This is a genomic window from Nonomuraea mesophila, assembly GCF_004352805.1.
Taxonomy (GTDB): Bacteria; Actinomycetota; Actinomycetes; order Streptosporangiales; family Streptosporangiaceae; genus Nonomuraea; species Nonomuraea longispora.
In genome coordinates, this window is the sequence record NZ_SMLD01000023.1 from 19609 (window position 1) to 32117 (window position 12509).

Consider the following 12509-nt stretch of genomic DNA (forward strand, 5'->3'; position numbering starts at 1 on the left):
CGGTCCGCTCCCATACGCTCGCTTCCCCTCTGTGGTCGGTGACAGGGTGCTCGGTGACGCGGGCCGGGTGCGGCTGGGTGGTGCGGGCAGCGCGCGGTCACGTGCCGCCCATTTCCGACGTGCCCGGGGCGCCCCCCGCGAAACCAGCGGCGGGCAGCGGCCGGATCGCCGCTCTCACCGCGGATCCAGCATCGCCGTCCACATCTGGACGAAGTCCGGCAGCGTCTTGGCGGTCGTCGCGATGTTCTCCACCCGCACGCCGGGGACCGCGAGCCCGATCACCGCTCCCGCGGTGGCCATGCGGTGGTCGTCGTAGCTGTGGAAGGTGCCGCCGCGCAGCGGGCGCGGGCGGATGACCAGGCCGTCGTCGGTCTCCTCGGCGTCGCCGCCGAGGCGGTTGATCTCGGCGGCCAGCGCGGCCAGGCGGTCGGTCTCGTGGCCGCGCAGGTGGCTCACGCCCCGGATGCGGCTCGGGGTGCTCGCGAGCGCGGCCAGCGCGGCGATCGTCGGGGTCAGCTCGCCCACCTCGTGCAGGTCGGCGTCGATGCCCGTGATCCGGCCCGTGCCCGTGACGACCAGGTCGGCCGTGCGCGTGACGGTGGCGCCCATCGAGGTGAGCAGGCCCCGCAGGGCGTCGCCGGGCTGGGTGGTCTCGGCCGGCCACGAAGGGACGGTGACCGTGCCGCCCGTGACGAGCGCGGCGGCCAGGAACGGCGCCGCGTTGGACAGGTCGGGCTCCACCGTGACGTCTCGCGCGGCGATCGGGCCCGGTTCGACGCGCCACACGTCGCGCTCGCCGTCGTCCACCGAGACGCCGGCCGCCCTGAGCAGCTGCACCGTCATCTCGATGTGCGGCTGCGAGGGCACCGGCGGGCCCTCGTGGCGGATGGTGAGGCCCTTGTCGAAGCGCGCGGCGGCCAGCAGCAGGCCCGAGACGAACTGCGACGAACCCGACGCGTCGAGCGTCACCTCGCCGCCCGTGACGGGCCCTTCGATCGTGAACGGCAGCGCGTCGTTGTCGATCCGGGCCTCCAGCGCGCGCAGCGCGTCGAGGATGGGCCCCATCGGGCGCTTGCGGGCGTGGGGGTCGCCGTCGAAGTGGACCGGGCCGTCGGCCAGGGCGGCCATCGGCGGGACGAAGCGCATGACCGTGCCCGCCAGGCCGGCGTCGATGCGCACGCCGCCGCGGACCGGGCCGGGCGTCACGTGCCAGTCGACCCCCGCGGCGCTCTCGCCGCCCGCCACCAGCGTCGTGCCGAGCGCCCGCAGCGCGGCCACCATCAGGTCGGCGTCGCGGCTGCGCAGTGCACCGCGCACCACGCCGGGCCCGTCGGCGAGCGCGGCGAGCAGCAGCGCGCGGTTGGTCACCGACTTGGAGCCGGGCAGCGAGACGGTGGCGCTGACGGGAGTGGTCGCCGTCGGTGCGGGCCAGAGCGGAGCGGGCATGGTCAAAGAGTACTGGGAGTGGCGGGACCCGGTCGAAGCGCGCGCCAACGCCGGGCGGCCACACGGGCGCGGGAAGGACATGGCAGTGTGGTGTCATGTGCGGTAGATACGCCTCGGCGCGCAAGAAGCACGAACTGCTCGAGGAGTTCCAGGTCGAGCAGGACGGCGACCCCGACAAGGAGCTGGGCGCCGACTACAACGTGGCGCCGACCAAGAACGTCTACGCCGTCCTGAGCCGCGTCCCCGACCAGGCGCAGCGGGCGGTCCGCCAGCTCAGGATCCTCAAGTGGGGCCTGGTCCCCACCTGGGCGAAGGACCCGTCGATCGGCTCGCGGCTGATCAACGCCAGGGCCGAGACGCTGGCGGAGAAGCCGTCCTACCGCCGGGCCTTCGCCAAGCGCAGATGCCTGCTGCCGGCCGACGGCTATTTCGAGTGGATGCCGGTCGAGGGCGAGAAGAAGAAGCAGCCGTACTTCATCCATCCGGCGGACGGCGGGGTGCTGGCCATGGCCGGCCTGTACGAGTTCTGGAAGGACCCGTCGCGCGACGACGACGACCCGCTCAAGTGGCTGGTCAGCTGCACCGTCATCACGACCGACGCCGAGGACCACCTGGGCCGCATCCACGACAGGATGCCCATGATGATCGAGCGCGACCGCTGGGCCGAATGGCTCGACCCCGGGCTCACCGACACGGGGCGTGCCTCGGAGCTGCTGGTGCCCGCCGAGTCGGGGCGGCTGACGGCGTACGCGGTCTCCACGGACGTGAACAACGTCCGGAACAACGGCCCTCACCTCATCGAACGGCTGCCCGAGGCGGAGGAGCCGGCACTGTTCTGAAGGTGTAAGAGGCGCAGTAATTGGGCATTCGGTGAGGAAAGCGATGCAACCGTTCACTCGGTGTCACCGCCACATAGATCCCCATTGATTGCACCGGGCGGGGACATCCGGGGAGTCCCGGCCGCGGGCTGCCCTCATTCACCCGGAGGTGCGTTCGTGGACGTCACGACCGCTCGTGAGCGGCTGAAAGACATGCTCGCCGAACTGGACCGCTCGATCGGGGTCCTCAAGGGCGACCCCGTCGCGGTGCGCGAATACTCGGCGGCCGACGCGGGCTCCGACCTGACCGACACCGACAGCGCGCAGGCCATGCTGACCGTGGCCACGGCGCAGCGGCGCGCGGTCGTGGAGGCGATCGAGCGCATCGACGAAGGCGTGTACGGCAGGTGCGTCGACTGCGGCAAGCCCGTGCCCGAGGGCCGGCTGGAGGCCCGCCCCGACGCCGCGCGGTGCGTGCAGTGCCAGGCGAAGCGGGAGCGCCGCCGCTGAACGTGCCCATGCCGGGTCAGGAGCCGCCGGCCACGAAGAACGGCGGCCCTCACGCCCGGCGGGGACGCTCAGCGCTTGCGTGCGCTGGCCACCAGGTGGATGCCGACGGTGTCGTCGTCGTCGGGATGGGCCTCGAGCTCGGTGCGTACGAGATAGGACAGGGCGCGCGCGTCGGACGAGAGCACGTGGTCCACCGTGGACGGCGACAACACCGTACGGGGGCGCATCCACTCCACCTCCAGACCGGTGCCCGCCAGCAGCTCGCGCAACTGCCCGCTGCTGAAGCAGCGGGTGATGCTGCCGTCGGGCCACGGCACGAGCATGACCTCACCGGTCTGGCGAAGATGTTGCCACTGGCCCTGCTCGGCCAGGATCGCCATGCCCAGCACGAGCGAGTCGACGCACACCAGCGCCCGCCCGCCGGGACGCAGCACCCTGGCCACGTCGCTCATCGCCGACTCGGCCATCAGCTCGACCGACATCGCGCGCTCCTCCGCCAGCACGGCGTCCACGCTCTCGTCGGGCAGGAACGACAGGTCGTCCGCGCGTACGTGACGGACGCGGTCGGCGTCGCGCAGCCGGGACTGCGCGTCGACCGTGCGGCGGAAGTCGAGCACCTCGATCACCCGGTGCCCGGCCCTGCCCGCCTGGCCGGACCACCGGCCGCGGCCGCCGGACAGGTCGAGGATCACGGAGGGCTGGCTGGGAAGCCATCGGGTCAGTTGCTCGGCGGCGACGGCGCGATAGAAGGTCCAGTACGGCCCGAGCGTCCCTGAGCCGTTCAGTTCCTCGGCCGGAATGGGCAGCACACGCGACTCCTGGGTTACGGAAAAAGGGCTACCAGCCGGTACGTTATGACGTTCCCCGCACCGGGTCCTTCGTACCTTCTATCTTGCGGGAACAGACAAGGACGCGGGTGTGTTGCGACGAGCATGCTCACATTGCTCAGCCCCCAACCCGCTGACCGGGAGGTCACGGGCCAGCGGGTATCCTCCCCTGAGTACGGTGTTCCGCCACAGTCGGCCACCGGTGATCTTAGGGGGGTGGGTCCGGTGCCCGCGACAGGCGCGGAGACGCTGGAGCAGCGAAGCGAGCGATTCGAGCGCGACGTCATGCCGTATCTCGAACAGCTCTACTCCGCCGCGCTCCGGATGACTCGAAATCCCGCGGACGCGGAGGACCTGCTGCAGGAGACCTTCGCCAAGGCGTTCGCGTCCTTCCACCAGTTCCAGCAGGGCACCAACCTCAAGGCGTGGCTCTACCGGATCCTCACCAACACCTTCATCAACAGCTACCGCAAGAAGCAGCGGGAGCCGAAGCAGTCGGGCGCGGAGGAGATCGAGGACTGGCAGCTCGCGCGGGCCGAGTCCCACACCTCGAGCGGGCTGAAGTCGGCCGAGGTGGAGGCACTCGAGCACCTGCCCGACGGTGACATCAAGGAGGCTCTGGCGGCCCTGCCGGAGGAGTTCAGGATCGCCGTCTACCTGGCCGATGTCGAGGGCTTCCCCTACAAGGAGATCGCCGACATCATGGGCACTCCGATCGGCACCGTGATGTCGAGGCTGCACAGGGGACGCAGGCAGTTGCGGGGCCTCCTTGAGGACTATGCCCGCGAGCGTGGCCTGGTCCCGGCGGAGGGATCGAAATGAGCTGTGGCAACCCGCACGACACCGACTGCCGCGAGGTGCTCGACAAGGTCTACGCCTATCTCGACGGCGAGCTGACCGAGAGCGACGTCGCCGACATCCGCGTGCACCTCGACGAGTGCAGCCCGTGTCTCCAGGAATACGATCTGGACAAAGCAGTCAAAGCGCTCGTGCACAAACACTGCGGCTGTGATCCCGTCCCGGCCGACCTGCGTTCCAAGGTCCTGGCCCGCATCGCGCAAGTGAGGTCGGAGCTGGCCGACTAGGATCGACCGCATGCGCGTGTTGGTCACCGGGGGTGCCGGGTTCATCGGTTCGAATCTCGTCGATCGCCTGCTGGCCGACGGGCACGAGGTCGACGTGGTCGACGATCTGTCCTCGGGGCGCCGGGGCAACCTGGCGCAGGCGGCGCAGAGCGAGCGGTTCCGGCTGCACGAGCTCGACGTGCGCGACCCCGCGCTCATCGGGGTGGTCGCCGACCTGCAACCCGAGGTCATCTGCCACCTCGCCGCGCAGATCAGCGTACGCAAGAGCGTCGCCGACCCGGTGCACGATGCCTCCGTCAACGTCGCGGGCACGGCGTCCGTGCTGGCCGCGGCGCACGAGGGGCGCACCCGCAAGGTCGTCTTCGCCTCGTCGGTGGCGGTCTACGGCAGGCCGGCGACGATCCCGGTGCCCGGTGACGCGCCCACCGACCCGCGCTCCCCTTACGCGGCCTCCAAGCTGAGCGGCGAGACCTACCTCGCCACGTTCCGGGCCCTCTACGGTCTCGAATGCACCACGCTGGTGCTCTCCAACGTCTACGGCCCGCGCCAGTCGCCCGAGGGCGAGGCCGGCGTGGTCGCCATCTTCACCGAGGCGCTGCTGTCGGGCACGCCCACGGTCCTCTACGGTGACGGCACCCAGACCCGCGACTACGTCTACGTCGACGACGTGGTCGACGGCTTCGTCAGGGCGTGCGGCGCCGAGGGCAACGGCCGCAGGTTCAACCTCGGCACCGGCATCCAGACCAGCGACCGCCGGCTGCACTCGCTCATCGCCGACGCGGCGGGCGCCCAGGACAAGCCGGGGTTCGCGCAGCCGCGCGTGGGAGACCTGCCGGCGATGGCGGTCGACCCCGTGCCGGCCTACGACGGGCTTCGCTGGCAGCCGCGCACCGACCTGTCGACCGGCGTGAAGAAGACCGTGGAGTGGGCCGCCGCGCATCGCGTCTCGTAGTTGCTTGATTACGCTTTGCTTGCTATTTCACACTCGGGCGGTGCGACCACGTCCTCTTCTGTAGCGTGAAACTCCACAAGTCGACCGTGGAGGCATGCGTATGTTGAAGGCTATGGTCGCCCGGCTGTTCATGGCCGCCGTGCTGGCCGCTCCGATGGTCATGGTGATCGGGGGGTCGGTTCCGCCAGGGGTCTCCTGGACCTGACCGCCGTGGGGGGCCGCAATGCGTGATCTGCCGTGGCCCGCAAGGGCCTATCTGGTCGCTGTGATCGGGGTGGCGGCCGCTCTCATCGTTCGCGGCGTCGTGGTCTCCGGCGCTCCCGTCGCTCCGGAGAACCTCGACATCCTGCTCGTGCTCGCGCTGCTGTTCCTGGTGTGCGAGTCGATGCCCACGCTGCTCAACGTGGAGCAGTTCGCCGTCTCGGTGAGCTTCTCGGCCTCTCTGGCCGCCGTGGTGCTGCTCGGCCCGGAGGGGGCGGCGCTGGTGGGGCTGACCGCGGTCGTCAGCGTGCGCCCCGGCCTGCCGTGGATCAAACGGCTGTTCAACGGCGCCCAGTTCGCCATCTGCGGCTTCGCGGCCGGGTGGGTCTACGTCGCGCTCGACGGGCAGGTCGGCGTGCCCCAGGTCAACGCGTTCGACGACCTGATCGGCCCCTACGTCGCGGCCACGGCGGTCTTCGTGCCGCTCAACATCGTCCTCACCCTCACCGTCATCGCGCTGGCCACGGGATCGCGCGCCACCGAGGTGCCGATGCGGGGCATGGTGCAGTTCCTGCTGTCCTATCTGGGCTACGGCACGTTCGGGCTGCTGGTGGCGGGGCTTTGGGCCACCGTGGCGTCGATCTCGGCGGTGCTGGTGCTGGTGCCGCTCTTCGTGGCGCGGTGGGCGTTCGGCCAATATCACGCCCAGCAGCGCTCCTACGACGCCACCATCGCCGCGCTCTGCCAGGCCGTGGAGACGAAGGACTACTACACGCGCGGCCACTGCACCCGGGTCTCGCACGCCTCCTCCATGATCGCGCAGGAGATCGGCATGGGGGTCGAGCGCGTGCGGGCGATCCGCTACGCCGGCATGCTGCACGACGTGGGCAAGCTCGGCGTGCCCACCAAGGTGCTGCAGAAGGACGGGCCGCTCACCGAGGAGGAGTTCGCCGCGATCCAGCTGCACCCGATGCGGGGGCTGGAGATCGTACGCGGCATCGGGTTCCTCGACGAGGCCTACGCCGGCATCATGCACCACCACGAGCGCCACGACGGCACCGGCTACCCGATGGGCCTGGCCGGTGACGAGATCCCCGAGTTCGCCAAGGTCATCGCGGTGGCCGACGCGTTCGACTCGATGACCTCCGATCGCTCCTACCGCGGCGCGCGGCCGGTGCCGGTGGCCGTGGAAGAGCTGCGCAAGTGCGCCGGCACCCATTTCGACCCGGTCATGGTGGCGGCCTTCATCCGGGCGCTCGAGCGCGAGCCGTGGCAGTCGCCGCCGCGCATCGGCCCGCCGCCTCCCGAGGCCGCCGAGTCCCCGATCAAGGACCACGACGACCCGACCATGCCCATCGAGGTCGTGACGGGTCAATGATCACCACAGCGCGTCCACGGCGGCGGGCCGAGCGGTCCGTGGGCATGGTCCTGCGCCGGCTCGACTCGGGGCAGCTCCTGCTCATCTGCGCGGCCGGGCTGGTCGCGGTGGCGGGGGTCGGCTACACCGCCGCCGCCGGGCTCGACCGCCCGGAGATCGCGGTCGCGTTCGGCGCGCTCATCGCGGTCGGCGAGCTGGCCAGGCTCACCATGCCGGGCAACAGGGAGGTCGCGCCCATCGGGGCCGCCGCGGCGCTCGGCTACACGCTGCTGCTCGACCTCAGCCAGCATCCGCTGCGCCACCCCGCGCTGCAGGTGGTCGCCGTGATCGCGGTCGGCATGATCGCGGGAGCGCTGCCGCACCTGGCCGTCGGCCGTCCGCCGCGGCTCGACGCGATGGCCAGGCGGCTGCTCATCGGCGCGTTGCCGGCGTTCGTGTTCCGGCCGCTGGCCGACCCGCTCTACGAGCTCACCAAGCCGCCGACCAGCACGTGGTGGCCCGCGCTCGCGGCGATGGCCACGCTCATCGCCATCACCTTGCTCATCGACGTGCTGATCGCGGCGCTGCTGAGGGCGGAGCAGGTGCGCACGGCGTTCCGGGTGGCGGTGCGCGACGAGATCAACATGGCGTTCCCGCTCGGCGCCGCCGTGGGCTCGTCGGGGGTGTTGCTCGCGCTGGCCACGCACAGCATGGACCTGGTGGCGCTGCTGGTGTTCGCCGCGCCGCTGCTGGTCACCCAGGTGGCCTTCAGGAAATACGCCGGCATCCGCGCGACCTATCTGCAGACCGTACGCGCCCTGTCCCGGGTGACGGAGGTCGGCGGCTACGTCGAGCCCGGCCACTCGCGCCGGGTGAGCCGGCTGGCCGTGGCCATTGGCAGGGAGCTGGGCATGGCCGAGCCCGAGCTGCTTGAGCTGGAATACGCGGCGCTGATGCACGACATCGGCCAGCTGTCGTTGCGCGATCCGATCCCCGGCGGCGCGACCGTGCTCACCGAGCCTGATCAGGCCCGCCGCATCGCCGAGCTGGGCGCCGAGGTGATCAGGCAGACGGGCGTGCTCGACCGCGTGGCGGAGGTGGTCAGGCGGCAGTGCGACCCGATCACCGAGGACCCGCCGCTGTCGAGCCGCATCATCAAGGTCGCCAACGCCTACGACGACCTGGTGGGGCCTTCGACCGACCGCGACCGTGCCGGGGCGGCGCTCGAACGCGTCCGGCAGTCGCCCGGCGGCTCCTACGACCCTCACGCGATCGAGGCGCTCGAGCGCGTGATCGAGCGTGGCCGCGTCTAAGCTGTTGTCGGCCCGGCGCAGTTACCGGCCCGCGCAGCGCTCCTGATTGTGGGGTTCCTACAGATCGTGCTGGCCGCTTCGGTGGTTTCGGGGGAAAGGGGTCAAGCAGGCGGCGGCCATAGGGTGGTCGGCGTGCTTACTGAGACGCTCGGACCCGTTCTGGTCGCCAACCGAGGTGAGATCGCGCGGCGGATCATCCGCACGGTCCAACGGATGGGCCTGCGTGCCGTCGCCGTGCACTCGGAGGCCGACGCCGACCTGCCCTTCGTCCGCGAGGCCGACGAGGCGGTGCTGATCGGTCCCGCCAACCCCGCGCAGAGCTACCTCGACGCCACGAAGGTGCTGGAGGCGGCCCGCGCGACGGGTGCGCGGTCCGTGCATCCGGGCTACGGGTTCCTCGCCGAGAACGCCGGGTTCGCCAGGGCCGTGATCGAGGCGGGCATGGTGTGGATCGGGCCGGCGCCCGAGGCGATCGACAGGATGGGCGACAAGATCAACGCCAGGAACCTCATGGAGGCCGCGGGCGTCCCGGTCGCCGCGGGCACCCGCGAGCCGGTCACCGACCTGTCGCTGGCGCTGCGGGCCGCCGAGTCCATCGGCTACCCGGTCATGGTCAAGACCGCGGGCGGCGGCGGTGGCATCGGCATGAGCGTGGCCCACGACGACGAGGGCCTGGGCAAGGCGTACGACCAGGCGGCCAGGGCGGCGGCGAGGTTCGCCGGGAGCGCGGGCGACGCGCTCGACGGGCCGGCCGTGCTGCTCGAGCGTTACATCGAGCGGGCCCGCCACGTCGAGGTGCAGATCCTCGGCCTGCCCGACGGCCGGGTCGTGGCGCTGGGCGAGCGCGACTGCTCGGTGCAGCGCCGCCACCAGAAGGTCGTCGAGGAGTCGCCGTCCCCCGGCATCACGCCGGAGCTGCGCGAGCGCATGCTGGCCGCCGCCGTGCGGGTCGGCGAGGCCGTCGGCTATGTCGGCGCGGGCACGGTCGAGTGCCTGGTCGACGCCGACCGGCAGGATTTCGTGTTCCTGGAGATGAACACCAGGCTGCAGGTCGAGCACCCGGTCACCGAGCTGGTCACCGGCGTCGACCTGGTCGAGCTGCAGCTGCGTGTCGCGGCGGGCGAGAGCCCCGAGCCGCCCATCGAGCCGGCCGGGCACGCGATCGAGTTCCGCGTCTACGCGGAGGACCCGAAGCGGTTCTTCCCCGGCCCCGGCACGATCACGACGTGGGAGGAGCCGGTCGCCGACGGCGTGCGCGTGGACTCCGGCTACGAGGCGGGCAACACCGTCACCCCGTTCTACGATCCGTTGATGGCCAAGCTCTGCGTACGCGGAGACAGTCGCGCCGACGCGCTGGAGAAGGGCCGCAAGGCGGTCGCGGCGTTCACCGTAGAGGGACCCAAGAACAATCTGCCATTCTGTGCGGAGCTGCTGGAGAACGCGGAGTTCGTCGCCGGCGACTACGACACCGGCCTGGTCGCGCGCATGCGTGCCTAGGCCGCGGACATTATCGGATCAGTGAGAGAGGGGAGTCGCGGTGGCTGAGGTACGCGCCGAGATGGTGGCCAACGTGTGGAAGGTCGTCGTCCGCGAGGGAGACACCGTCTCCGAGGGCGACACGCTGGTCATCCTCGAGTCGATGAAGATGGAGATCCCGGTGCTCGCCGAGGACGACGGCACGGTGGCCCAGCTCAAGGTGGCCGAGGGCGACGTGATCCAGGAAGGTGATCTGATCGCCGTCATCGACGACTAGCGGCCGCTCACGTCGTGCGCCGTTGGCTCGCGGCCAGGAACCTGGCGCGGTCGACGAGGACGCGCTCGATCGTGCCCTTGCCCACGACGGAGTGTCTGTCGTGGGCCTCGAATGCGAAGACCAGGCGCCGGCCGTCGACCTCGGTCAGCTCGACGCCGAGCTGTACGTGGGTGCCGAGCGGGCTGGCAGCCAGGTGCTCCAGCTCGACCCGGGTGCCGACGGACGTCTGGCCGGGCTCGAGGTGCCGCTCGATCGCGCGCACGGTCACCGCCTCGGCCAGGGCGAGCAGCCGGGGCGTGGCCAGCACGGGCACGTCTCCGCTGCCCAGGCTCTTGGCGGTGTCCTCCATCTCGACCATGATGAGCGACTGGGCGTGAAGACCAGGAGCGAGCGTCATGGGATCAGCCTAGCGATCCGGCCGTCAGGTTCCGCGAAACGCGGACAAGGCTCGCGGTGAGGCCGCAGGATAGAGTTTGTACGGCTTGAGGCATTTGAGTGGCATGTGGGACAGGTGAGTCGTACACTCTCTGAGTTCCGTGACCACTGTGTTACCTCACCGCGATAAAAGTTCGCTTTGTTGGAGACTCGCGGGGTGGGAGAGGTTGCCGGAGTAGGGGGGTAACGGGGGCGTCATGGTGGCACAAGGGACGACGCTGGCGGGGCGGTATCGACTGGATACCCGCATCGGCGCCGGCGGCATGGGCGAAGTGTGGCGGGGCGAGGACATCGTCCTGGCCCGCACCGTCGCCGTCAAAGTGCTGCTGCCAGGCCGCATGGAAGACCCCGGGTTCGTCGCTCGCTTCCAGGGGGAGGCGCGGGCGATGGCCACGATCAACCACTCCGGCGTGGTCGACGTCTACGACTACGGCGTCAGCGGCGACACCGTCTACCTGGTGATGAAGTTCGTCGACGGCGAGCCGCTCGACCGTTTACTGTCCAGGCTGGGCCGGATCGCGCCCCAGCAGGCCATGGAGCTGATCGCGCAGGCCGCCTCGGCGTTGCAGGCCGTGCACGACCAGGGCATCGTGCACCGCGACGTCAAGCCGGGCAACCTGCTCGTGCAGCGCGACGGCACGCTGGTGCTGACCGACTTCGGCATCGCCAGGTCCGATCTGGCCAACCGGCTCACCGACGCCGGCATGGTGCTCGGCACGGCCGCCTACTGCGCGCCCGAGCAGGCCGAGGGCGCGCCCGTCACGCCCGCGGTCGACGTCTACGCGCTCGGCGTGGTCGCGTACGAGTGCCTGATGGGGCAGCGGCCGTTCGACGGCGACAGCGCGGTCACGATCGCGCTCAAGCACATCCGTGAGGCCCCGCCACCGCTTCCCGCCGAGATCCCCCCGGCGGTGCGCACGCTGGTCGAGGTCGCGCTGTCGAAGGACCCGGGCAGGCGCTACCCGTCGGCCAAGGCCATGAGCGAGGCGGCCCGCGCGGCCGCCAGCGGTCAGGCCTCGCCGGTGCCCGAGCCGGTTCAGGCGCCTCCGGCGGGGCAGGCGGCTCCGCCGATGGAGGCGTACCAGACGGGTGCGCACCAGCAGGCGGCGGCCCAGGACACGAACGTGTCCGAGCGCCGTGGGGGCAGCCGGCGGGCGGCGAAGGCGCCGCGCAGGACCGGCCTGATCACGGGCATCGCGGTCGCGGTGGTGCTCGGCGCGGGCGCGGGCGCGGTCGCGCTGACCGGCATGACCCCCGGCGAGCCGCAGATCACCGAGACCGCCGAGCCGAAGAACAACACCAAGCCCATCGACCCGCCTCCCAAGACGAAAACCGCCGAGTTGCCCGATCCGGAGCCGACGACGCAGGAGCCCAAGCCCAGTACCACGAGGCCGCGGCCGTCCGAGACGAGGCCGACGAGAGAGCCGACCAGGACGCCCACCCCCACGCCCACGCCGAGCAAGACCCCCAGCGGCACACCGTCGGGCTCTCCCACGCCCACGGCCGTGAAGAAGCGGGTGCCGAAGGTGGTCGGGATGAGGTTCCTCGACGCCCAGGAGATCGTCCTGTCGATGGGCTTCGAGGTGGACCTCGACGACCAGACGACCACCACCGCCGGCCTGCGCTGCGGCACGGTCAAGGCCACGACGCCCAAGGGCGGCACCGAGGCCGAGGAGGGCGCCGAGGTCACGCTGGTCGTCGTCGACAGCCCCTGCACGACCGGCAGCCCGAGCCCCACTCCGTCGGCCACGCCGAAACGGTGAGGCGATCCCTGACCTGAAAACGCAGGCCAGGGCGGCGCCGGCGAAGTCG

At 71.0% G+C, this 12509-nt stretch carries 13 protein-coding genes; 10 read left to right on the forward strand and 3 right to left on the reverse strand.

The features are described from left to right. Nucleotides 1-174: 174 nt before the first annotated feature. Complete coding sequence (gene aroA / locus E1295_RS11810) at nt 175-1446, reverse strand: 3-phosphoshikimate 1-carboxyvinyltransferase (protein WP_132630301.1); 1272 nt, start codon at nt 1444-1446, stop codon at nt 175-177. A gap of 95 nt (nt 1447-1541) precedes the next feature. On the opposite strand from aroA, the gene E1295_RS11815 reads away from it, so the two are divergent. After that, nucleotides 1542-2285, forward strand: a complete 744-nt coding sequence (locus tag E1295_RS11815) for an SOS response-associated peptidase (RefSeq protein ID WP_132630302.1) — start codon at nt 1542-1544, stop codon at nt 2283-2285. Nucleotides 2286-2441: 156 nt separating this feature from the next. After that, entirely contained in the window at nt 2442-2774 is a 333-nt protein-coding gene (locus tag E1295_RS11820; protein WP_132630303.1) for a TraR/DksA family transcriptional regulator, read from the forward strand. 68 nt (nt 2775-2842) lie between these two features. Here the strand turns inward: E1295_RS11820 and E1295_RS11825 are convergent, their stop codons facing one another. Next, nucleotides 2843-3583: a class I SAM-dependent methyltransferase gene (locus E1295_RS11825; RefSeq protein WP_132630304.1), complete on the reverse strand. Its 741-nt coding sequence runs from the start codon at nt 3581-3583 to the stop codon at nt 2843-2845. A 234-nt stretch (nt 3584-3817) separates the two neighbouring features. Between E1295_RS11825 and E1295_RS11830 the strand changes: the two genes are divergently transcribed. The 7 genes from E1295_RS11830 (at nt 3818) to E1295_RS11860 (ending at nt 10262) form a co-directional block, all read left to right on the forward strand. Continuing rightward, entirely contained in the window at nt 3818-4423 is a 606-nt protein-coding gene (locus E1295_RS11830; RefSeq protein ID WP_132630305.1) for a sigma-70 family RNA polymerase sigma factor, read from the forward strand. After that, nucleotides 4420-4686 carry a mycothiol system anti-sigma-R factor gene (gene rsrA / locus E1295_RS11835; protein WP_132594015.1) on the forward strand — a complete coding sequence of 89 codons (267 nt, stop codon included), beginning with the start codon at nt 4420-4422 and terminating at the stop codon, nt 4684-4686. Before E1295_RS11830 ends, rsrA begins: the two co-directional genes overlap by 4 nt. A 10-nt stretch (nt 4687-4696) precedes the next feature. Next, a complete protein-coding gene (locus tag E1295_RS11840) occupies nt 4697-5638 on the forward strand; it encodes an NAD-dependent epimerase/dehydratase family protein (RefSeq protein ID WP_132630306.1) in 942 nt (313 codons plus the stop codon). A 223-nt stretch (nt 5639-5861) separates the two neighbouring features. Further along, complete coding sequence (locus E1295_RS11845) at nt 5862-7217, forward strand: HD-GYP domain-containing protein (RefSeq protein ID WP_132630307.1); 1356 nt, start codon at nt 5862-5864, stop codon at nt 7215-7217. Beyond that, nucleotides 7214-8509, forward strand: coding sequence for an HD domain-containing protein (locus E1295_RS11850; protein ID WP_246079984.1), 1296 nt, complete (start codon nt 7214-7216; stop codon nt 8507-8509). Before E1295_RS11845 ends, E1295_RS11850 begins: the two co-directional genes overlap by 4 nt. A gap of 132 nt (nt 8510-8641) precedes the next feature. Then, a complete protein-coding gene (locus E1295_RS11855; protein ID WP_246079985.1) occupies nt 8642-10006 on the forward strand; it encodes an acetyl-CoA carboxylase biotin carboxylase subunit in 1365 nt (454 codons plus the stop codon). A gap of 40 nt (nt 10007-10046) precedes the next feature. Next, nucleotides 10047-10262 carry a biotin/lipoyl-binding carrier protein gene (locus E1295_RS11860; RefSeq protein ID WP_132336371.1) on the forward strand — a complete coding sequence of 72 codons (216 nt, stop codon included), beginning with the start codon at nt 10047-10049 and terminating at the stop codon, nt 10260-10262. 7 nt (nt 10263-10269) lie between these two features. Here the strand turns inward: E1295_RS11860 and E1295_RS11865 are convergent, their stop codons facing one another. Continuing rightward, nucleotides 10270-10659, reverse strand: a complete 390-nt coding sequence (locus E1295_RS11865) for a thioesterase family protein (RefSeq protein ID WP_132630309.1) — start codon at nt 10657-10659, stop codon at nt 10270-10272. Nucleotides 10660-10894: 235 nt separating this feature from the next. On the opposite strand from E1295_RS11865, the gene E1295_RS11870 reads away from it, so the two are divergent. Continuing rightward, the gene (locus E1295_RS11870; RefSeq protein ID WP_132630310.1) at nt 10895-12460 is read left to right on the forward strand and encodes a serine/threonine protein kinase; all 1566 of its coding nucleotides are present in this window, start codon (nt 10895-10897) and stop codon (nt 12458-12460) included. Nucleotides 12461-12509 lie beyond the last annotated feature (49 nt).